Origin of the sequence: Stenotrophomonas sp. CASM114, assembly GCF_049384325.1 — a bacterium.
GTDB lineage: Bacteria > Pseudomonadota > Gammaproteobacteria > Xanthomonadales > Xanthomonadaceae > Stenotrophomonas > Stenotrophomonas muris.
Window position 1 is genome coordinate 30,956 of sequence record NZ_JBMRGJ010000008.1, and the last position, 20,371, is coordinate 51,326.

Genomic DNA, 20,371 nt, shown 5'->3' on the forward strand with positions numbered 1-20,371 from the left:
CGCAGCACGCCCGTCGCCATCGCCGTCGACCAGGTCGGCAAGTCCGTGCAGGGCCCGGAGGGTGAAGTCCACATACTGGACAACATCACCCTGACCGTCCATGAAGGCACCAGTGTGGCCATCGTCGGCGCTTCGGGGTCCGGCAAGACCACCCTGCTCGGCCTGCTGGCCGGACTGGACCTGCCCAGCCGCGGCCACGTCGCGCTGGCGGGCCAGAACCTGGGCGACCTGGATGAAGAAGCACGGGCCCAGCTGCGCGCGCGTGCGGTCGGCTTCGTGTTCCAGAGCTTCCACCTGCTGCCGGCGCTGACTGCCGCCGAGAATGTCGCGCTGCCGTTGGAACTGGCCGGACGCGAGGACCGCGCGCGGGTGGACGAGGTGCTGGCGCAGGTCGGCCTGGCCCATCGCGCCCGCCACTACCCGCGCCAGCTGTCCGGCGGCGAGCAGCAGCGCGTGGCGCTGGCACGTGCCTTCGTCACCCGTCCGCGCATCCTGTTCGCCGACGAACCGACCGGCTCGCTGGACCACGCCACCGGCCAGCACATCAGCGACCTGCTGTTCGAACTCAACGCCGGCAGCGGCACCACCCTGGTCCTGGTCACCCACGACCTGCGCCTGGCCCAGCGTTGCCAGTACATCCACCGCATCGATGACGGCCGCCTGCTGCCGGTCGAGCGTGGGGCACAGGCATGAACGTGCTGCGCCACGCGTGGCGCGCGCTGCGCCGCGAGGCGCTGGCCGGCGACCTGCTGACCGTGTTCGCCGCGCTGGTGCTGGGCGTGGCGGTGATGACTGCGGTGGGCACGCTGGTGAACCGGGTCAACCTGGCGCTGACCGGCAGCGCGGCGGAAATGCTCGGCGGCGACCTCGGCATCGCCGGGCGCGATGATCCGCCGCAGGCATTCGCCGACGAGGCGCAACAGCGCGGCCTGGCGCATACCCGCATCGCCAGTTTCGGCAGCGTGCTGTTCAACGGCGATGCCAGCCAGATGGCCAGCATCAAGGCGGTACAGGCAGGTTATCCACTGCGCGGCACGCTGCGGGTCCGGGCCACGCCCGGCGGTGCGTTGATCGCCGATGCCGGCATGCCGCCCAAGGGCCAGGCCTATGCCGACCCACGCCTGCTGCAGGGGTTGGGGCTGAAGGCCGGCGATGACCTCGAGTTCGGCGCCGGCACGCTGCGCATCGCCGGCATCATCGAGGCCGAGCCGGACAGCGGTGGCGACCTGCTGACACTCTCGCCCACCCTGCTGGTCAACCGCGCTGATGTGGAGGGCACCGGCCTGCTCGGCCCGGGCAGCCGTATCAACTACCGGCTGATGTTCGCCGGCGCAGCGGAGCCGATCGCGGCGCTGCGCCAGTGGCTGCTGCCGCAGGCGAAAGGCCTGCGCCTGCTGAGCGTGGACGACACCCAGCGTGGCGTGCGCCAGGCATTCGATCTGGCCGGGCGCTTCCTCGGCCTGAGCGCGCTGCTGGCGGTACTGCTGGCCGGTGTGGCCACCGCGCTGGCGGCCAACCGCTTCGCCCTGCGTCGCATCGACCAGGTGGCGATCCTGCGCTGCCTGGGCGCACGCCAGCGCGACATCCTGCTGGGCCTGGCGCTGCAGCTGCTGATGCTGGCGGTGCCAGCCTGTGCGCTCGGCATCGGCCTGGGCATGGCCGCGCAGGAAGGCCTGGTGCAGGTGCTGGGCAGCCTGGTGCCGCAGCGCCTGCCGCTGCCGGAAGCGATGCCGGCGCTGACCGGTGCCGGCATCGGCCTGCTGCTGCTGTTCGGCTTCGGCCTGCCACCGCTGCTGCGCCTGCGCGGGGTGCCGCCGATGCGGGTGCTCAACCGTTCCTTCGCCGCCCTGCCGCCGGCGTCGCTGCTGGCCTATGTGGCGGCGCTGGCGGTCAGCCTGCTGCTGGCGGTGCAGGTCACCGGCGATCTGAAACTGGCGCTGTGGGTGCTGGGCGGCCTGGCCGCGCTGGCGCTGGCGGCCGGTGCGGTCGGCTTCGTGCTGCTGCAGCTGCTGCGCGGCCTGCAGCACCGCCTGCATGGCAACTGGCGGTTGGGCCTGGCCGCGCTGACCCGGCGCCGGCTGCTGGCGGTGATGCAGCTGGTGGGGCTGTCGCTGTCGCTGTGCGCGTTGTTGCTGCTGGCGGTGACCGGACCCGGCCTGCTGCAGCAGTGGCGCGAGCGCCTGCCTGCGGATACGCCGAACTACTTCCTGATCAACATCCAGCCCGAACAACGCGACGGTGTGCTGGCCGCATTGCGTGGACTGGGCGCCGGCGACGCCAGTATCGAGCCGATGGCGACCGGCCGCCTGATCGCGATCAACGGCAAGCCGCCGCTGCGCGTGGACCAGGCCGCCGCCGAGGGGAACGGCGCGAACAACGGCCCGCGCGAGGACGACGACGAGAACCGGCCGCTGAACTTCAGCTGGCGCAGCAGCTTCCCACCCGCCAATGCGCTGCTGGAGGGCCGCTTCTGGCAGGCCGGCAGCACCGCGGCGGAAGCCTCGGTGGAAACCAGCTGGGCGCGGCGCTACGGCGCGCACCTGGGTGATCGCATTACGATTTCCGTAGGCGAGCAGCAGCGCGAGTTCACCGTCACCAGCATCCGCAAGGCGGACTGGAACACATTCCGCCCGAATTTCTTCGTGCTGTTGAACCCGAATGCGGTGGGCGATACCCCGCACAACCTGCTGTCGGCCTTCCATCTGCCGTCCGGCAACGCGGCCGGGCTGGGCGAGCTGGTGCGCGCGCAGCCGAACCTGTCGCTGCTGGACGTGGACGCGGTGATCTCGCAGGTGCGCGATGTGATGGAGCGCGTGGCGCAGGCAGTGCAGCTGGTGATGGTGTTCAGCCTGCTGGCCGGCGTGCTGGTGCTGCTGGCGGCGCTGCAGGCCACCGCCGGCGAGCGCCGCTACGACAGCGCGGTGCTGCGCACGCTGGGCGCGACCCGGCGCCAGCTGCGCGGCGCGGTGCTGGTGGAGTTCGGCGCGCTGGGCACGCTGGCGGCGTTGCTGGCGGTGGGCGCGGCCGCAGCGATCGGCGTGGCGGTGTCGCAGAAGGTGTTCGAGCTGCCCTTGCTGCCACCGTGGCCGGGCCTGCTGATCGGCGGCGTGGTCGGCATCGGCTTGAGCCTGCTGGCGGGCTGGTGGGGTACGCGGGCGATCCTGCATACGCCGCCGGCATTGGCACTGCGCGAGGCCTGAGGAGACCGTGACACGCTACGGGTGGGGCCGGCTGTACGCTGCGCGCCCCACCTGAGCGCATCCACACAAGGCGTGGGTCTACTGACGAATGGCCGGGATGATGGACGCCTGTTGCTGCGCCCAGGCCACGGTCGTGCTCATCGCGCGCTGCACGCCCAGAAGCGTTATGAACAGGCAGAGCTCGTCCTTCTCCTCGTTATCCCCTACCCGCTTGCGGACTTCGCTGTATTCAGGCGGGCTGTCAAAAATGACGATACGAACGATGTTGCCGCTGGGCAGGTGCTTGGCGGAGAAGATCGGATTGGCATCGCGATCCTTAGTGCCATCGACGAAGAACGTGTTGTAGTGCGGGCTGCGGAAGTCTTCAATGCGCAGGCTTGCCGCGTTGATTGCCTTCATGAAGTGGTCGTGGATATGCCGTTCAAGACGATCATAGACCTGCGGATCGGACAGATAGGCATCGAACATCCGGCGTTCTGGCACGACCATCAGCAAGCCTCGTTTCCATGCATTGGAATCGCAAAGACACGAACAACTTCGTAACCGGGAGGGCCATTGGTGCGGCTTTCGCAGAAGCGAAAACCCGCGAGCAGGCCAGCATCCTCGACAACGGAGCGCACGGCGTCGATTTCCGTCGAGGTGTTGCTGCCGCTTTCGTGCCAGCGCCGGGCTCCAAATGCGACCCCCTCGGAACCTGGATAGTAGAAAACGTTGGGGAGCAGCACGCCCTCTTCCGCATACAGCTCGAAATCGGTGAAGCTCAATGCGATAAACATCTTCGCTCCGGCTGGATCGCGCGCGCAGCCGGCAATACGAACGGTCGCCAGAACATGCATGCAGAGACTGAACAGATAAGCCGATGTCCATCGAGGCCCAATACGCGCGAGCAGCCCGTCTATCCGCTGGGTTCGCGAAACAAGTGCGGCTTCCTCGAAGTCATCGATTTCGAGAAAGAAGCTGTCGATATCATCGCAGGCTTCGCCGGACAACATTTGACTGCACGAGGCGGAAAGCTTCATCTGCGGCGACGTTCAATGACTGCGTGGGCGGCTACCCTACCCCATGCGCAGAAGCCGGAAAGCGGACTCGGACAAAATCCAGCGAAATGCGTCATGTTTATGCGCACAAGGCACCAATCCGTCCGGCGACGCGCGCAGACACCGCATCGCGTCACCATCGAAAGCGTGCCGAGCAAGCTCGGCACCTACCAAGAGCACATGAACGGACCGCCAAAGCCACGCCATGAGTGGATGCGGTTGTGGAGTCGAGCACAGCTCGACTCCACACGCGGCCTCAGTTCGGCGCCTTTTCCACGTACTTGGCGAACACCTCGTCGATCTGCTTGTCCTTCACCTTTTTGCCGGACTGGATCGCTTCGGCCTGGGTGAACAGCGGAATGATCATCGCCATGCCATCGATCTTGGTCTTCAGGTGCACGCCCGGGGCCTGGCCGAGGAAGCCGTCCCAACGCTGGCGCACCTTGGCCCAGTAGCCGGCAGTGGCCTTCCAGTAGTCACGCGCCGGGGTGAAGTCGACCTCGGTGGTCTTCACGTAGTCGTTGAAGCCGAACTCGCGTGCGATCTCCACCTGGCTGCCGTCGGCGTTGCGCTGCACCTTGGTGTTGAACTGCTCGTGGGTCCAGCCATTGGGCGTGAGCGTGTGGCGGTTGACGACGGCCAGCGCGTTGTAGTCGCTGCGCTTGGTGTACTCACGGCGCGGCAACGGGCGCCAGCTGAGGTCGCTGGTCCAGCTCGGCACGTTGTTGGTGTAGGTCCATTTGCCGGTGCCGCAGTAGCGCGGTGCGTCGCTCACTTCGTACACGCACTGGGTCCAGGCGCCCTGGTTCACCGCTGCGGGAATGCGGCGTACCTGCCAGGTCTGGTCGGCGCTGAACTCGAATCGGTTCGGTGCTTCGTAGACCCAGTCCTGGCGCCAGTGCTTGGTGATGTGGCCGCTCTTCTCGTCCAGCAGCAGGTGCTGCAGCACGATGCGCTTCGGCGTGTCCTCGACCACGATCACCAGTTCGTTGCCGCCGCTGCGCATCGCCGGGGCGCGCTCGTAGCCGGGCTTCAGCAGCACGGTCTCGTCGAATGCGAAATCGACGGTGTACTCGCCCTGCATGGCAAGGATGCTGTCGTGGTCGCGGGCGATGCCGGAGGGCTGCGCGCTGGCCACGCCGTTGGTGGCGAGCAGCAGCAGGACGCTGGCTGTCTGGAGCTTCATCGGGGTCTTCCTTCGGGGTTGCAGATGCAGTGAGAGGCCGTCCGTGGCCGACAGGCGTTCCATCGGGAAAGGGTTACAGCCGGATCAGCGGCAGGTCGCCGGGAACCCGCGGCGCCGAGCGACGTGTAGCTTCGGCGCAGCAGCAATCGTCGATCGCCAGCTCGCCTTCGGCACCTTCCAGCCGCGCGATGCGACGCGCGGTGGCTGCGCCCAGCGAGGACAACGTCGACAGGCTTGCAGCCAGGGTGCGGCCGTCGTCGGCGGCATGCAGGCGCAGCGCGCACAGTCGCCAGCGCTGGCCACCGAGATGGCCGGCCAGGCGCCGCCACAGGCGTTCGCCGACACTGCCCTCGCTGTCATGCTCCGGGCCCGGCGGCAGCGCCGCGACCAGCCGGTCCCAGGCCAGGAAATCGCTGTCGGGCAGCAGGTACAGCCGCCACACGCAGCGGCCGCGGGCATCGAGGAAACACAGGCTTTCGCGCACGCCCTCGCTGTCCACGCCCTGGCAGGCATGCACGCGTACTGCCTGGCGCCAGCCACCGAGCTCGTTGCCGTCGGCGCGGTACAGGCACAACACGGTGCCGAGCGTGGCCAGCTGTGCCGGCGTCGGCCAGGCCGCGCTGCCCTGCGCGGCGATGGCGTCGTTCCTGCGTGCGGACAAGGCTCGGCTCATGAGGTCACCAGGAAACGGCAAGGCTGGCGGAGAGGGTGCGGCCCGGGTTGGTATAGCGGTCCAGCACGCGGCTGCCCGGCGACAGCGTCGAACCCACGTTGGACCAGTCGATGTAACGCTTGTCGCCCAGGTTGAACACGCCGACGTTGAAGGTGGCGCCCGGGGCGAAGTTCCAGTGCGCCATCAGGTCGGCCACGCCGTAGCCGGCCGGGCGGTACACCGTGGCGGCGGTGACGCGGTCCTTGCGCTTGACGAAGGTACCGGCCAGTTCGACGCCCCAGGTGTCGGTGTCGTACATCAGGCCGACGGTGCCACGCAGCGGGTCGACCGAATCCAGCGGGGTGTCTTCGGTCCTGTTGTCGCCGCGCGACCAGGCCACCGAGCTGCGCAGCGCCCAGCCCTGCAGCGCCGGGCTGATCTGGCCGAAGTCGACGCCGGCCTTCATTTCGGCACCGTAGATGCGCGCATCCGCGATGTTGCGCGACTGGAACACCATCAGGCCCTGGGCGTTGGTGCCGACCAGCGATTGCGACTCGATGAAGTCCTTGTACTCGTTGTAGTAGCCGCTGAGGCTGACGTAGGCCGCTGGCGACAGGAAGCGCAGTCCCAGCTCCATGCCGTCACTGGTTTCCGGCTTCAGGTCCGGATTGGGAATGGCGGTGTAGCCGAAGGCGAAGTTGGTGAAGCCCAGGTTGACGTCGTTGTACGGCGGCGAGCGGAAGCCATGCGAATAGCCGGCAAACAGCGACCATTCGTCGGTGAAGCGATAGACCATGCCCAGCTTCGGCGAGACGCTGGTCTTGGTCAGCCTGGCCACCGCAACGCCGGGATTGTCGTCGGCGAAGATGCTGTCCACCTCCGGCTTCAGCTCGTAGCGGTCCACGCGCACGCCCGGCACCAGCGACAGCTTGCCGTTGGCCATGCGCATTTCGTCCTGTGCGTACAGGCCCAGCTCGGTGGTCTTGCTGATCGGGAAATCGCGCACCGGGAAGGCGTCGGGCAGGATGGTGGTGCTGGTCTGGCCATTGGCCAGCACCTGGTAACCGTCGCGCTTCTGGCGGATCTCGGTATGCGCGCCCTCGAAACCGTAGGTCAGCGCGTGTTCGACGCTGCCGGTGCTGAACGCCTTGTTGAACTGCGCCTGCAGGCCGTAGACGCGCTGGTCGAAGTTGAACGCGCGGTGCCGGCGGCTGCGGTTGGCGCGGTCCTCATCCGTGATCTGGGTGGTTTCGCTGTGCTGGGTATACAGCTGCCAATGCAGGCTGTCGGCGAAGCCCTTGTCCAGCGCATCCATTTCATGGGCGAACGACACGCGGGTGCGGTTCTGCGTATCGCGCGCCTTCATGCCGGTGGTGGTGGTGCGGTCGATCGAGGACAGCACGTTGGTATCGGTGTTGTCTTCGTTGCCTTCCACGGTCAGCCGGAAGCGCTGGGCCTCGCTCGGCGCATAGACCAGCTTGGCCAGGCCACTGCGACCATCGCGGTCCTGCGGGTTGGGCGCGGTGCGGGTGTTGTCGAGGCTGCGTACATCACCCTTGTTGCCGGTTTCCTGGCCCTGGCGATGGTTGATGTTGACCATGCCGCTCCAGTGTTCGCCGCCGAACGCGCTGGTCACGCCGCCGAGCAGGCCCTTCCACTCACCGTCGTAGCCGAACTTCAGGCCGACGTAGCTGTCCTTGCCATCCTTGAGGTAGTCGGCAGGATCCTTGGTGACGAAGGCGACCACACCCCCGAGCGCGTCGGACCCATACAGCGAGCTGGCCGGGCCGCGCACGATCTCCACGCGCTTGAGCGTATCCAGATCGGTGAAGTTGCGGTTGGCGTTGGAGAATGAGCCGATGTTGAAGCTGGTGGGCATGGCGATGCCGTCGGTCTGCACGCGCACGCGGTTGCCGTCCAGGCCACGGATGCGGATGCTGCCAAGGCCGAAGCGCGCGGCGCTGCGGCTGACCGACAGGCCCGGCTCGTAGCGCAGCAGATCCTTGATGTCCTGCACCAGGTGCCGGTCCATCTGCTCGCGGTCGATGACGTCCACGGTGGCCGCCACATCGCTCACCGCCCGCTCGGTGCGGGTGGCGGTGACCTGCACACGGTCGAATTCGCGCGCATCGGGCGCGGCGGTGGCCGCGGCAGCAGCATGGGCGGACAGCGGCAGGGCCATCCAGACGGCAAGGCAAAGGGCGGTAGGGCGGGTCATCGGGTTCGTTCGTCAGGCAGGGGAACCCCCGGTTACCGGCACACCCGGAGGGTGCACGCGGTAGACCGAGGGGGAGAGAGCGGGAGCGGACGGGTCGCCCACCCTGCCGGCGCGGCCGGCAGGAGGGAGGGGGGCGGGCGACCAGGCCGCGATTACTTGGTCAGGATCAGCTTGTCGTTGCTGGTGTGCCGCAGGCGATAGAAGCGGTCGCCGTGCTGGATCAGGATTTCACGACGGCCCTTGAGCAGGGCTTCGCTGTCGATGACCTCTTCCGGCGGAACGACACGGACCGGACGATCGCGGAGGGTCAGCGTTTCGGGGCGCAGCAGTACAGGTTGAGCATTCATGAGCATCTGGACTCGTGCGAGGGACGAGTCAAATGATAATGATTCTCAGTTGACAATCAACAACCATTCTCAATTTGATTGATGAGATTAATGATCGAATTCTGAAATTCGATAGATCATGCCAATCAAATGGCGACGCAGCCGTGTAGAGTCGACTCTACCGAGGCCCCCGAGGCCCGGTCGGCCCCCGGGTTCAGGCGAAGGCGGCTTCGACGTCGGCCCAGCCGGCGGCGTCGACCTGCTCCAACACCTCCAGCGCCTGCAGGTTCTGCAGCAGCTGGCTGACCCGGCTGGCACCGAGGATCACGCTGGAGACGTTCGGGTTGCGCAGGCACCAGGCGATGGCCAGCGTGGCCGGCGTCTGCCCCAGCGCACGCGCCACCTCGCTGAAGCGGCGCACCTGGGCCAGGCGGGCCCCGGCGTCGTCACCCAGCACCAGCGCCTGCAGCCATTCCATGCCCTCGCGGCCCAGCCGCGCATCGGCCGGAATGCCCTGGTCGTACTTGCCACTCAGCAGGCCCGAGGCCAGCGGCGAGAAGATGGTGGTGCCCAGGCCGGCACCGGCATACAGCGGCGCGTACTCGACCTCGACCCGTTCGCGGTGCAGCAGGTTGTACTGCGGCTGCTCCATCGACGGGCCCTGCAGGTTGCGCGCCTCGGCGATGTCCAGCGCCTGCTGGATCTGCACTGCCGACCACTCCGAGGTCCCCCAGTAGAGGATCTTGCCTTGCCGCACCAGGGTATCCATGGCATGCACGGTCTCGGCGACCGGCGCGTCCGGATCCGGGCGATGGCAGTAATAAAGGTCCAGGTAGTCCACCCGCAGGCGCTTGAGCGCCGCATGGCAGGCGTCGGTCACATGCTTGCGCGACAGGCCGCGCTGGGTCGGCCGTGGGTCCTTGGCGCTGCCGAAGAACACCTTGCTGGAGACGCAGATGCCGTCGCGCGGCAGGCGCAGGTCGGCGATCACATCGCCCATCACCTGTTCGGCGCGGCCGTTGGCATAGCCCTCGGCGTTGTCGAAGAAGTTGACGCCGTGGTCCCAGGCGGCGGCCACCAGGTTGCGGGCCTCGTCGCGCGGGATCTGGTCACCGAAGGTCACCCAGGCGCCGAAGGACAGGGCGGAAATCGGCAGGCCGGTGGAGCCCAGGCGACGGTATTGCATGCGAATCTCCTGCTGCGGGCCCGCATCCGGGCCGGGATCGAGCCCCATTCTACCTGCCGCCGCCGGCCGCAAGCCCTTGCCGTTGCTGGCCTGATCGGTACCGATAGATGCGCGCACGCTGCTTTTTCTTGCCCCGGCCCCTGCCCTGCACTAGGCTTCCCGTTTTTCGCGACGCCCCAGGGGAGTCACTCACATGGTCGAAGGTTTGGGCAGGATCGGCTTCGGCCTGTTCGGGTTGGCGGTGCTGATCGGCATCACCTGGTTGTTTTCCAACAACAAGCGTGCGGTTGACTGGAAGCTGGTTGCCACCGGTATCACCCTGCAGATCGCGTTCGCGGCGCTGGTGATCCTGGTGCCGGGCGGCCGCGACGTGTTCGATGCGCTGGGCAAGGGCTTCGTCAAGGTTCTCAGCTTCGTCAATGAAGGCTCGGGCTTCATCTTCGGCTCGTTGATGGACACCAAGAACTACGGCTTCATCTTCGCCTTCCAGGTGCTGCCGACCATCATCTTCTTCTCGGCGCTGATGGGGGTGATGTACCACCTCAACGTCATGCAGGCGATCGTGCGCGTGATGGCGTGGTCGATCACCAAGGTGATGCGCGTGTCCGGCGCGGAAACCACCAGCGTCTGCGCCAGCGTCTTCATCGGCCAGACCGAGGCGCCGCTGACCGTGCGCCCGTACATCGCCAGGATGACCCAGTCCGAGCTGCTGACCATGATGATCGGCGGCATGGCCCACATCGCCGGCGGCGTGCTGGCGGCCTATGTGGGCATGCTCGGCGGTGGCGACCCGGCGCAGCAGGCCTTCTACGCCAAGCACCTGCTGGCAGCGAGCATCATGGCCGCACCGGCCACCCTGGTCGTGGCCAAGCTGCTGATTCCGGAAACCGGCACCCCGCTGACCCGCGGCACGGTGAAGATGGAAGTCGAAAAGACCTCCAGCAACATCATCGACGCGGCCGCTGCCGGTGCCGGTGACGGCCTGAAGCTGGCGCTGAACATCGGCGCGATGCTGCTGGCCTTCATCGCCCTGATCGCGCTGCTGAACGCCCCGTTGACCTGGATCGGCGAGGTGACCGGCCTGGCCGCTGCCATCGGCAAGCCGACCAACCTGTCGACCATCTTCGGTTACGTGCTGGCCCCGATCGCCTGGGTGATCGGTACCCCGTGGGCTGATGCCACCACCGTCGGTTCGCTGATCGGCCAGAAGGTCGTGATCAACGAATTCGTCGCCTACACCGAACTGTCGCAGATCGTGAACGGCCAGGTGGCCGGCGTGAGCCTGTCCGAGGAAGGTCGCCTGATCGCCACCTACGCGCTGTGCGGCTTTGCCAACTTCAGCTCGATCGCGATCCAGATCGGCGGCATCGGCGGCCTGGCCCCGGAACGTCGCCACGACCTGGCCAAGTTCGGCCTGCGCGCGGTGTTGGGCGGTACCATTGCCACCTTCATGACGGCGACCATCGCCGGCGTGCTGACGCACTTCAGTTGAACCCCTGGTTGAGAAAAGATTTCCTATGAGCAGCAGTGTCGTTGTCGTCGGTTCCTTCAATGTCGATCACGTGTGGCGGTGCGAGTCGCTGCCGGCACCGGGTGCGACCATTGCCGGCCGCTACAGCACCGGCCCCGGTGGCAAGGGCTTCAACCAGGCGGTCGCGGCCTGCCGCGCCGGCGCCGACACGCACTTCGTGTGCGCGCTGGGCGATGACGCTGGTGGCGCCACCGCGCGCGAGCTGGCTGCGCAGGACGGCTTCGGGCTGATCGCCGAAGCCAGCAGCGAGCCGACCGGCACTGCGGGCATCTACGTGGACGCGCGTGGCCGCAACACCATCGTGATCGGCCCGGGCGCCAACGCCGCGCTGAGCACTGATTTCCTGCAACAGCAGCAGGCCCTGCTGACCAGCGCCAAGGTGGTGCTGGTACAGCTGGAATCGCCGGTGCAGACCATCGAAGCGGCGCTGGCCACGGCCCGCGAGGCCGGTGTCACCACCGTGCTCAACACCGCACCGGCCGACGCGCCCTCGACCATTGGCCTGCTCAAGCTGGCCGATGTGATCACCCCGAACGAGACCGAGTTCGCCGCGCTGCTCGGCCGCCATGTCGGCGAGCGCGTGGATGCCAACGATGTCGCCGCACTGGATGGCGCCAGCCTGCACGCGCTGTGCCGCAAGCTGGTCGGCAACGGTACCGTGGTGGTGACCCTGGGTTCGGTGGGCGTGTTCGTGTCGCATGCCGACGAGAACCTGCGCGGCGATACCCAGCCGTACTACCGCGTGGGTGCCGAACAGGTGCAGGCGATCGACACCACCGGTGCCGGTGACGCCTTCAACGGTGCGCTGGCCGCGTCGCTGGCGCAGGTGGCCGACGCCCCGTTCGCCCGCCACGTGCGCTTCGCCAACCAGTTCGCCGGTCGTTCAACCGAGAAGGAAGGCGCTGCAGCGGCGATGCCGCGCTTCACCCCGGCCGACGCCGAAGCCAAGTAATTCCACGCCACGCGTGGATGACGAGGCCCGGGTGCACAGGCACCTGGGCCTTTCTTTTGCCCATTGCCCGGCCCCTGCGACCGCCTGTCGCATTGCCCACATCCTGTCCCTGGCCCACCATCCGCGCAGCTTCCTTGCACGGGCAGGACATGGACGGATTCCCCTGGTTGCTGTTCGCGGCCGCCGGCAGTGCCATTGCAGCCCTGCTGCATATCGGCTGCATCGCCTTCGGCGCCCCTTGGTACAGGTACTTCGGTGCTGGCCAGCGTATGGTCCGGCTGGCACAGGCCGGGCATTGGTGGCCGCCGCTGATGACCGCCGGCATTACTGCCGTGCTGGTGGCCTGGGCGCTGTACGCACTGGCCGCCGCGGGCTGGCATTCGCCGCTGCCGGCCAGTCGTCTGGTCCTGACGGGCATCGCCCTGCTGTTGCTGCTGCGCGCGGCGATGGGCTTCGGCCTGGCGCTGCTCCGGCCCGGCTACAACGGCCGGCGCTTCTGGGTAGCCAGTTCACTGGTCTGCCTCTGCCTGGGGCTGGCCTTCGCGCTGGGGACCCGGCAGGCCTGGCAGAGCTTGGGCTAGCCGCCTACCATGGCCCGCCCCTGGGGGCGGCGGAAGCAACCGTCAAGCATCTGCTGATGCCGGTACGGCATGAGGTCGGTGCCGATCGGCCTGAACCGGACCGTACCCGACACGACCGTACCGCCGCCCGCGCCCTACAATGGGCGCATGCAGATCGGCCCGTACACCATTGCCCCCAACGTCGTGCTGGCCCCCATGGCGGGCGTCACCGACAAGCCCTTCCGCCTGCTGTGCAAACGGCTGGGTGCGGGACTGGCCGCCTCGGAAATGACCATCAGCGACCCGCGGTTCTGGAACACGCGCAAGTCGATCCACCGCATGGACCATGAGGGCGAACCGGCACCGATCAGCGTACAGATCGCCGGCACCGAGCCGCAGCAGCTGGCCGAGGCCGCGCGCTACAACGTCGACCACGGCGCGCAGATCATCGACATCAACATGGGCTGCCCGGCCAAGAAGGTGTGCAACGCCTGGGCCGGCTCGGCGCTGATGCGCGACGAGCAGTTGGTGGCGCGCATCCTCGAAGCCGTGGTCAACGCGGTGGACGTGCCGGTCACGCTGAAGATCCGCACCGGTTGGGACTGTGACCACCGCAATGGGCCGGTGATCGCGCGCATCGCCGAGGACAGCGGTATCGCTGCACTGGCCGTGCACGGCCGCACCCGCGACCAGCATTACACCGGCCAGGCCGAGTACGCCACCATCGGCGAGATCAAGGCCGCACTGCGCATTCCGGTCATCGCCAACGGCGATATCGATTCGCCGCAGAAGGCCGCCTACGTGCTGCAGCAGACCGGCGTGGACGCGGTGATGATCGGCCGCTCCGCGCAGGGCCGGCCGTGGATCTTCCGCGAAGTGGCGCACTACCTGGCCACCGGCGAGGAACTGCCACCGCCGTCGCTGGCGGAAGTGCGCGACATCCTGCTCGGCCACCTGCATGCGCTGCACGCGTTCTACGGCGAACCGCAGGGCGTGCGCATCGCGCGCAAGCACCTGGGCTGGTATGCCAAGGACCGGCCGGAGAATGCCGCGTTCCGCGCGGTGGTCAACCGTGCCGAGGACCCGCAGGGCCAGATCGCGCTGACCACCGAATACTTCGACCGCCTGATCGCCGGGGAACCCGCGTTGTCATCTGCTGCCTGAGCGTACTGCCATGCCGTCGAGTCGAGCTTGCTCGACTGAATTTCCAGAGCCGTCGAGCACGCTCGACGCTACAAGAGCCCGCCCCATGACCCCGCCGATTTCCTCCCCGACCTATCTGCACGGATTTTCCGGCACCGAACAGCAGCGCCTGATGACCCAGGCCCGGCTGCTGGAATCGAGCATCTTCGGCCAGATCGACTACAGCGGCGCGCGGCGCCTGCTGGAAGTCGGCAGTGGCGTCGGTGCGCAGACCGAGATCCTGCTACGCCGCTTCCCCGAGCTGCACGTGACCGGCGTGGACCTGAGCGAAACGCAGCTGGCCACCGCGCGCGAGAACCTGGCGCGCACGCCGTGGTGCAGCGACCGATACACCCTGCAGCAGGCCGACGCCGGCGAGCTGCCGTTCGAGGCACGCAGCTTCGACTCGGCGTTCCTGTGCTGGGTGCTGGAACACGTGCCTTCACCGGCGCGGGTGCTGAGCGAAGTGCGCCGCGTGCTGGCTCCGGGTTCGCCGGTCTACATCACCGAAGTGATGAATGCCTCGTTCCTGCTCGACCCGTACTCGCCGCACATCTGGCGCTACTGGATGGCCTTCAACGACTTCCAGTACGACCATGGCGGTGACCCGTTCGTCGGTGCAAAGCTGGGCAACCTGCTGCTGGCCGGCGGCTTCCGCGACGTGCACACCGAGATCAAGACCATCCACCTGGACAACCGCGAACCGGCGCGTCGCAAGACGATGATCGCGTTCTGGGAACAGCTCCTGCTGTCGGCCGCCGACCAGCTGCTGCAGGCCGGCTCGGTGGACGAGGAAACCGTGGAAGGCATGCGCCGCGAGTTCCGCCTGGTGCAGAACGACCCGAACGCCGTGTTCTTCTACTCGTTCGTCCAGGGCCGCGCCACGGTGTATTGATCCGGTGTTCTGCTGTCGATCGGGGCCGTAGAGCCACGCCATGCGTGGATCCACTGATCAATGCACGGCGGTGTGGTCGGCCGCGCCCCGCGCCGCCGCCGGCTCCTGCCAGATCCGCTGCCACATCGCCGCCAGGCGGCGACCGGCGTCGGCACGCGCGGCGGGACTGCTGTAGTCCACCCGCACCTGCTCGGGAACGATCGCCCGCCACTGCCCGTCGGCCTGCCCGGCCACAACGAAGTTGAAGGTGTAGTCCGGCTCCAGCCCCATGCGCAGGTCACTCAGCACCAACCGGCCGTCAACCACCTGCGCACGCATGAAACCGCGGTTGAACCACGTCAGCTGCTGCACCGCCGGGATGGCCTGCGCTTCGCGCAAGGCCTGTACGTTGGACGCATGGCCTTCGAACCGCATCGGCCCGTGGTCGGCCACCAGCGAGCGGTCACCCACCACGTAGCCATTGGGCGTCATCGCCACCACCCGCCACAGCAGGGTGTTGAACGGCATCGGTACCGAGAAGCGCGGCGCATCGCCCAGGCCCATCGCGGCCAGGCTCTGCTGTGCGGCACGGTCGACCTGTGACTTGGCGATCAGGCCCCAGCCCAGGTAGCCACTGCTGAGCAGCAGGGCCACGCCCAGCACCTTGCCCGCCCAGGGCCGGGCGCGGCCGAACCAGGCCAGCACGCAGCCCAGCAGAAGCCACACCGTATACCCCGGGTCGATGATGAAGACACTGGATCCCATGGTCGGATGCGGGCGCAGCGGCCACCACAACTGGGTGCCATACACGGTGAACGCATCCAGCACCGGATGGGTGACCAGCGCCAGCTGGATCGCCCAGAACCAGCGCAGAGGTGACTGCGCGACGCGGCCATTGCCGAAGCGCTTGAACAGCCACCAGATCAATGCCGCCACCCATGGCAGTACCAGCAGCGAATGACTGAAACTGCGGTGCTCGATCATGTTCGCCACCGGATCGGCTGCGGTGAAACCGAGCCACAGCGCGTCGAGGTCCGGCAGGGTGCCAAGCGCGGCACCAGCGAGCAGGGCCGCGCGGCGATGTCCGGGCGGGGCGATGGCAGCGGCGACGGCGCCACCGAGCACGATCTGGGTCAGGGAGTCCATGGGCCGATGCTAGCGGCTTGCGGGCGGTGCATGTAGAGCCGAGTCCATGCTCGGCTGCGCTTCGTTCGGCGCCACGTCAGCCAAGCATGGGCTCGGCTCTACAGTAGGACAGACGCGCGTTATGCCGCCTGCGACAACCGCGCGCCTGGCAGTTCCACCAGGGTCTGGCCGTTGTGGTCGAGCAGGCGCAGCGCACCATCATGGTCCTCGGCCAGTGCGGTCAGGCTCTCCACCCAGTCGCCGTCGTTGGCGTAGACCAGGCCATCGCGTTCGACCAGCGCCGCGCGGTGGATGTGGCCGCAGACGATGCCATCCAGGCCGCGCCGGCGCACGTCGTCCAGCCCGGCCTGCACGAAGCGCTCGATGTAGCGTTCGGCGGCCCCGCTGCGCTTCTTCAGGAACTCCGACAGCGACCAGTAGCGCATGCCAAGCCGGCGCCGTACCGCGTTCAGCGCCTGGTTGCCGGTCAGGATGCGGTAGTACAGCCAGTCGCCGAACTTTTCCTGCAGGCCACCGAAATGGGTAACGCCGTCGTAGTCGTCGCCATGCGCGACCAGCAGCCGGCGGCCATCGGCGGTCACGTGGATGGCACGGCGGCGCACCTGCATGGCCGGCAACATCAGCCCGCACACCTGGCGCAGCGAGGCATCGTGGTTGCCGGGAATGTAGATGATCTCGGTCCCTGCACGGCGCAGCGCGTGCAGGGCCTGGATGACTTCGCTGTGCGACTGCCGCCAGTTGGCGCGGCGATGCGCCATCCACCACAGGTCGATGATGTCGCCGACCAGGTACAACCGCTCGCAGCGCAGCTGCGAGAGGAACCGCGCCAGCTCGGTGGCGTGGCAATGACGTGAGCCCAGGTGCACGTCGGAGACGAACACTGCGCGCCGGTGCGGCGACAGGTTCGCCAGCGTGCTCATGCCGGCGCACCCGCGTCGCGCAGATAGCGTTTGCGCTTGTTCGGCCGGATCGCGCACAGGTCCACTTCGATCAGGCCGTCGATCGAATCGCTGAAGTCCGGGTCCACGCCGAAGGCGAGGAAGCGCGCGCCGCCGGGTTCGCACAGATCGGTGTACTGGCGGTACAGCGTCGGCACGCCGGTACCCAGTGCGGCCAGGTTGGCCTTGAGCACATCGAACGCGGCACCCGCATCCAGCTCGCCGAAACTTGGCGGTGCGGCGAAGTACTGGAAGGGGCGGTTCGATTCGGCCAGCCCGGCGGTTCCGCCGTAGTAGCGCTGGTAGTAGGCCACCAGCTGCTCGCGCGCATCGCGCGGCAGCGCTGCGCTGATCGAGACCGCGCCGAACAGGTAGCGGATGCCCGGTCGGCACTGCAGGTAGGCGCCGATGCCCTGCCACAGGTAGTCCAGGCTGCGGCTGCCCCAGTAATCGGGCACCACGAAGCTGCGGCCCAGCTCCAGGCCCTCGGCAATGTGGGTGATGGCATCGTCGGAATAGCGGAACAGCGACGCGCTGTAGAGCCCGGACAGGCCGTGCCGGGCCAGGGCCTGGGCGCCGCGCATGATGCGGTAGGCACCGGCAATGCGCTGCGCCGCCGCGTCCCAGATCACGATGTGCTCGTACTGCGGATCGTAGGCGTCCAGGTCGCGGCTGCGCCCGGTGCCCTCGCCCACCTGGCGGAAGGTCAGCTCGCGCAGGCGGCCCAGTTCCAGCAGCAGCGGTGAATCGGCGGTACAGGTCGCCAACAGGATCTGCTTGCCATCGGCGGTCTGGCCCAGCTGGGTGGCCGCGGCAATGCCGGCGGCGACCTGCGAAGGCGGCACCGGAGACGCCAATGGCTCGGGGCCTGCGCACGCAGCGGCATTGCCGGCCGCGCCGTTGCGGCCCAGCGCGTACAGCGCGCGGCGCACCGCCAGCAGCTGTGCGCCCGGGTCACCGCCCTTGCCCAGCTGCATCGGCTCGCCGATGCTCAGCCGCAGCGGGCGGCCACGACGGGCGAACATTTCGCGCGCCAGTAGCGCGGTGCCGGCCGGCTTGAACAGGGTCGAGGCGCCGTAGAACAGCGCCGAGTTGCGCGCTTCCACCCGCACCGGCAGCACCGGCGCAGCGGCCGCGCGGGCAAAGCGGACGAATCCCCGCTGCCAGCGGCCATCACGGATGCCGCGCAGCGACAGCCGCGAGACCTCGCCGGCCGGGAACACGATCACGCACTGCTCGGCGTTCAACGCTTCCTCCACGGCATGCAGGCTGCCGCGCCGGGCCTTGCCGCCGAGGATGCGCACCGGCAGCAGCAGGTCCTGCAGCGGCGCGATCGCCCCCAGCAGATCGTTGGCCACGATCCGCACGTCGCGGCGGATACGGCCAACCGCGTCCAGCAGTGCGAGGGCATCCAGTGCCCCGGAGGGGTGGTTGGCGACGATCAGCAGGCGGCCGGTGGCCGGGATCCTGGCCAGCGCGGCCGGATCCACCTGGTACTGGCCGCCGATGAATTCCAGGCCGGCGGCGACGAAACCGAAGCCGCGCAGTCCTGAGCTGCGCTGCAGGAAGGCTTCAATCTGGTCCAGGCGCGACCAGCGCCCGACGCTGCGCAGCAGCGGCCGCGCCAGTTGGCCGCGACGGCCATGGAACCAATCGGGGAAACGTTGCTGGAGACGCTGTTCGAGTTCCTGCATGGCGGATCCACTGATGCCCGGCGGCCGGATTGGCCGACAGCCTGCGCCCGGCAGGCGGCAGCCAGATGGCGGTTTCGGGGCAGAACGATGACGGCCGGCCCGCCTTCGCGGCGAGGTCGCTGCCTGCGCGGTCGGGGCCGGCAGCCGTCCCGTCTGTTGTCACGCTGGTGGAACACTGGGCCTCAAGGCTGGGCCCCAATCCCCAAGGGACGGCCCCTCCAGGCCTACGCGGGCTTAACCACCGGCAACCGGCACAGGTTCACAATGCACAGGCGGCGCACCCCGTGTATCATGCGCGCCCATCTTTCCATCCGAATCAAGGGATATTACGCCTGATGTCCAGCTATCTCTTCACCTCCGAGTCGGTCTCCGAAGGCCATCCGGACAAGGTTGCCGACCAGATCTCCGATGCGGTGCTGGACGCGATCCTGACCCAGGACCAGCGCGCCCGCGTGGCCTGCGAGACCATGGTCAAGACCGGCGTTGCCATCGTGGCCGGTGAAATCACCACCAGCGCCTGGATCGACCTGGAAGCGCTGACCCGCAAGGTCATCACGGACATCGGCTACGACAGCTCCGACGTCGGTTTCGACGGCGCCACCTGCGGCGTGCTGAACCTGATCGGCAAGCAGTCGCCGCACATCGCCCAGGGCGTGGATCGCAAGAAGCCGGAAGAAATGGGCGCTGGCGACCAGGGCCTGATGTTCGGCTATGCCACCAACGAGACCGACAGCTACATGCCGGCCGCGATCCACCTGTCGCACCGCCTGGTCGAGCAGCAGGCCAAGATCCGCAAGAAGAAGAACTCGCCGCTGTCGTGGCTGCGTCCGGACGCCAAGAGCCAGGTCACCCTGCGCTATGAAAACGGCGTGGTCTCGGCCATCGACGCCGTGGTCCTGTCGACCCAGCACGCCCCCGGCATCAAGCAGAAGGACCTCATCGAGGCCGTCCGCGAAGAGATCATCAAGCCGGTGCTGCCGGCCAAGTGGCTGCACAAGGGCACCAAGTTCCACATCAACCCGACCGGCAAGTTCGAGATCGGTGGCCCGGTGGGCGACTGCGGCCTGACCGGCCGCAAGATCATCGTCGACACCTACGGCGGCTGGGCCCGTCACGGTGGTGGTGCCTTCTCCGGCAAGGACCCGTCCAAGGTCGACCGTTCGGCAGCCTACGCGGCCCGCTACGTCGCCAAGAACGTGGTGGCCGCCGGCCTGGCCGACCGTTGCGAAGTGCAGGTCTCCTACGCCATCGGTGTGGCTGAGCCGACCTCGATCTCGGTCACCACCTTCGGCACCGGCAAGATCAGCGACGACAAGATCGAGAAGCTGATCCGCAAGCACTTCGACCTGCGCCCGTACGGCATCATCAAGATGCTGGACCTGGTGCACCCGATGTACCAGCAGACCGCGGCCTACGGCCACTTCGGCCGCAAGCCGAAGGAGTTCAGCTACCTCAACGGCGAAGGCGAGACCGTCAACGCCACGGCCTTCTCCTGGGAGAAGACCGACCGCGCCGCCGCCCTGCGCGCCGATGCGAAGCTGAAGTAAAACCGGCTGATAAAGCCGGCGCGTAGAGCCGACTGTCAGTCGGCTGACGTTGAGGAAGGGCCGCGCAAGCGGCCCTTCTGCTTTCTGGTAGAGCCGGCCGCTGGCCGGCTTTTTCATGGCCTCCGAAAACAATCGCGTGATT

18 protein-coding genes are annotated in these 20,371 nt (G+C 67.7%); 8 read left to right on the top strand and 10 right to left on the bottom strand.

The features are described 5' to 3' along the window. Window positions 1–45 precede the first annotated feature (45 nt). Window positions 46–693, top strand: a complete 648-nt coding sequence (locus VG566_RS10400; protein WP_075076551.1) for an ABC transporter ATP-binding protein — start codon at window positions 46–48, stop codon at window positions 691–693. Then, on the top strand, window positions 690–3,200 hold the full coding sequence (locus VG566_RS10405) for an FtsX-like permease family protein (RefSeq protein WP_241884691.1): 2,511 nt from the start codon (window positions 690–692) through the stop codon (window positions 3,198–3,200). The genes VG566_RS10400 and VG566_RS10405 overlap by 4 nt, the downstream gene beginning before the upstream one ends. A 78-nt stretch (window positions 3,201–3,278) precedes the next feature. Here the strand turns inward: VG566_RS10405 and VG566_RS10410 are convergent, their stop codons facing one another. From VG566_RS10410 to VG566_RS10440, 7 genes are all read right to left on the bottom strand, one after another. After that, window positions 3,279–3,695, bottom strand: coding sequence for a hypothetical protein (locus VG566_RS10410; RefSeq protein WP_053494923.1), 417 nt, complete (start codon window positions 3,693–3,695; stop codon window positions 3,279–3,281). Beyond that, a complete protein-coding gene (locus VG566_RS10415; RefSeq protein ID WP_241884692.1) occupies window positions 3,689–4,219 on the bottom strand; it encodes a hypothetical protein in 531 nt (176 codons plus the stop codon). Before VG566_RS10415 ends, VG566_RS10410 begins: the two co-directional genes overlap by 7 nt. Window positions 4,220–4,493: 274 nt before the next feature. Next, a complete protein-coding gene (locus tag VG566_RS10420) occupies window positions 4,494–5,423 on the bottom strand; it encodes a DUF6607 family protein (protein ID WP_241884693.1) in 930 nt (309 codons plus the stop codon). 73 nt (window positions 5,424–5,496) lie between these two features. Beyond that, window positions 5,497–6,096, bottom strand: a complete 600-nt coding sequence (locus tag VG566_RS10425; protein WP_241884694.1) for a Hemin transport protein — start codon at window positions 6,094–6,096, stop codon at window positions 5,497–5,499. A 4-nt stretch (window positions 6,097–6,100) separates the two neighbouring features. Then, on the bottom strand, window positions 6,101–8,293 hold the full coding sequence (locus tag VG566_RS10430; RefSeq protein WP_423172666.1) for a TonB-dependent hemoglobin/transferrin/lactoferrin family receptor: 2,193 nt from the start codon (window positions 8,291–8,293) through the stop codon (window positions 6,101–6,103). 152 nt (window positions 8,294–8,445) lie between these two features. After that, window positions 8,446–8,640 (bottom strand): hemin uptake protein HemP, encoded by a 195-nt coding sequence (hemP, locus tag VG566_RS10435; protein WP_005412278.1) that lies wholly within the window; start codon window positions 8,638–8,640, stop codon window positions 8,446–8,448. A 193-nt stretch (window positions 8,641–8,833) separates the two neighbouring features. After that, the gene (locus VG566_RS10440) at window positions 8,834–9,805 is read right to left on the bottom strand and encodes an aldo/keto reductase (RefSeq protein ID WP_049406102.1); all 972 of its coding nucleotides are present in this window, start codon (window positions 9,803–9,805) and stop codon (window positions 8,834–8,836) included. Between the two features lie 193 nt (window positions 9,806–9,998). Here VG566_RS10440 and VG566_RS10445 point away from each other — a divergent pair, with 193 nt between their 5' ends. The 5 genes from VG566_RS10445 (at window position 9,999) to VG566_RS10465 (ending at window position 14,925) form a co-directional block, all read left to right on the top strand. Then, entirely contained in the window at window positions 9,999–11,297 is a 1,299-nt protein-coding gene (locus VG566_RS10445; RefSeq protein WP_014645968.1) for a NupC/NupG family nucleoside CNT transporter, read from the top strand. Window positions 11,298–11,322: 25 nt separating this feature from the next. Continuing rightward, a complete protein-coding gene (locus VG566_RS10450) occupies window positions 11,323–12,288 on the top strand; it encodes a ribokinase (protein ID WP_049414049.1) in 966 nt (321 codons plus the stop codon). A 149-nt stretch (window positions 12,289–12,437) separates the two neighbouring features. Beyond that, window positions 12,438–12,869 carry a hypothetical protein gene (locus VG566_RS10455; protein ID WP_049414051.1) on the top strand — a complete coding sequence of 144 codons (432 nt, stop codon included), beginning with the start codon at window positions 12,438–12,440 and terminating at the stop codon, window positions 12,867–12,869. Window positions 12,870–13,016: 147 nt separating this feature from the next. Then, window positions 13,017–14,012 carry a tRNA dihydrouridine synthase DusB gene (gene dusB / locus VG566_RS10460; RefSeq protein ID WP_241884695.1) on the top strand — a complete coding sequence of 332 codons (996 nt, stop codon included), beginning with the start codon at window positions 13,017–13,019 and terminating at the stop codon, window positions 14,010–14,012. Window positions 14,013–14,097: 85 nt separating this feature from the next. Continuing rightward, complete coding sequence (locus tag VG566_RS10465; protein ID WP_005415318.1) at window positions 14,098–14,925, top strand: class I SAM-dependent methyltransferase; 828 nt, start codon at window positions 14,098–14,100, stop codon at window positions 14,923–14,925. A 57-nt stretch (window positions 14,926–14,982) separates the two neighbouring features. Here the strand turns inward: VG566_RS10465 and VG566_RS10470 are convergent, their stop codons facing one another. The 3 genes from VG566_RS10470 to VG566_RS10480 all read right to left on the bottom strand — a co-directional run bounded on the left by VG566_RS10470 (window position 14,983) and on the right by VG566_RS10480 (window position 18,682). Then, window positions 14,983–16,050, bottom strand: coding sequence for a metal-dependent hydrolase (locus VG566_RS10470; RefSeq protein WP_134967310.1), 1,068 nt, complete (start codon window positions 16,048–16,050; stop codon window positions 14,983–14,985). A 119-nt stretch (window positions 16,051–16,169) separates the two neighbouring features. Beyond that, window positions 16,170–16,970, bottom strand: coding sequence for a UDP-2,3-diacylglucosamine diphosphatase (locus VG566_RS10475; RefSeq protein WP_005412268.1), 801 nt, complete (start codon window positions 16,968–16,970; stop codon window positions 16,170–16,172). Then, window positions 16,967–18,682 carry a lysophospholipid acyltransferase family protein gene (locus VG566_RS10480; RefSeq protein ID WP_049406095.1) on the bottom strand — a complete coding sequence of 572 codons (1,716 nt, stop codon included), beginning with the start codon at window positions 18,680–18,682 and terminating at the stop codon, window positions 16,967–16,969. The genes VG566_RS10475 and VG566_RS10480 overlap by 4 nt, the downstream gene beginning before the upstream one ends. Window positions 18,683–19,017: 335 nt before the next feature. Here VG566_RS10480 and metK point away from each other — a divergent pair, with 335 nt between their 5' ends. After that, window positions 19,018–20,229 (top strand): methionine adenosyltransferase, encoded by a 1,212-nt coding sequence (gene metK / locus VG566_RS10485; RefSeq protein WP_010481882.1) that lies wholly within the window; start codon window positions 19,018–19,020, stop codon window positions 20,227–20,229. Window positions 20,230–20,371: the final 142 nt, after the last annotated feature.

Bases quoted from the DNA above. Each gene is read 5' to 3' on its own strand.
- VG566_RS10405 (WP_241884691.1), top strand. From the start codon at position 690: ATGAACGTGCTGCGCCACGCGTGGCGCGCGCTGCGCCGCGAGGCGCTG.
- VG566_RS10415 (WP_241884692.1), bottom strand. From the start codon at position 4,219: ATGAAGCTTTCCGCCTCGTGCAGTCAAATGTTGTCCGGCGAAGCCTGC.
- VG566_RS10420 (WP_241884693.1), bottom strand. From the start codon at position 5,423: ATGAAGCTCCAGACAGCCAGCGTCCTGCTGCTGCTCGCCACCAACGGC.
- VG566_RS10425 (WP_241884694.1), bottom strand. From the start codon at position 6,096: ATGAGCCGAGCCTTGTCCGCACGCAGGAACGACGCCATCGCCGCGCAG.
- VG566_RS10430 (WP_423172666.1), bottom strand. From the start codon at position 8,293: ATGACCCGCCCTACCGCCCTTTGCCTTGCCGTCTGGATGGCCCTGCCG.
- hemP (WP_005412278.1), bottom strand. From the start codon at position 8,640: ATGAATGCTCAACCTGTACTGCTGCGCCCCGAAACGCTGACCCTCCGC.
- VG566_RS10440 (WP_049406102.1), bottom strand. From the start codon at position 9,805: ATGCAATACCGTCGCCTGGGCTCCACCGGCCTGCCGATTTCCGCCCTG.
- VG566_RS10445 (WP_014645968.1), top strand. From the start codon at position 9,999: ATGGTCGAAGGTTTGGGCAGGATCGGCTTCGGCCTGTTCGGGTTGGCG.
- VG566_RS10450 (WP_049414049.1), top strand. From the start codon at position 11,323: ATGAGCAGCAGTGTCGTTGTCGTCGGTTCCTTCAATGTCGATCACGTG.
- VG566_RS10455 (WP_049414051.1), top strand. From the start codon at position 12,438: ATGGACGGATTCCCCTGGTTGCTGTTCGCGGCCGCCGGCAGTGCCATT.
- dusB (WP_241884695.1), top strand. From the start codon at position 13,017: ATGCAGATCGGCCCGTACACCATTGCCCCCAACGTCGTGCTGGCCCCC.
- VG566_RS10465 (WP_005415318.1), top strand. From the start codon at position 14,098: ATGACCCCGCCGATTTCCTCCCCGACCTATCTGCACGGATTTTCCGGC.
- VG566_RS10470 (WP_134967310.1), bottom strand. From the start codon at position 16,050: ATGGACTCCCTGACCCAGATCGTGCTCGGTGGCGCCGTCGCCGCTGCC.
- VG566_RS10475 (WP_005412268.1), bottom strand. From the start codon at position 16,970: ATGAGCACGCTGGCGAACCTGTCGCCGCACCGGCGCGCAGTGTTCGTC.
- VG566_RS10480 (WP_049406095.1), bottom strand. From the start codon at position 18,682: ATGCAGGAACTCGAACAGCGTCTCCAGCAACGTTTCCCCGATTGGTTC.
- metK (WP_010481882.1), top strand. From the start codon at position 19,018: ATGTCCAGCTATCTCTTCACCTCCGAGTCGGTCTCCGAAGGCCATCCG.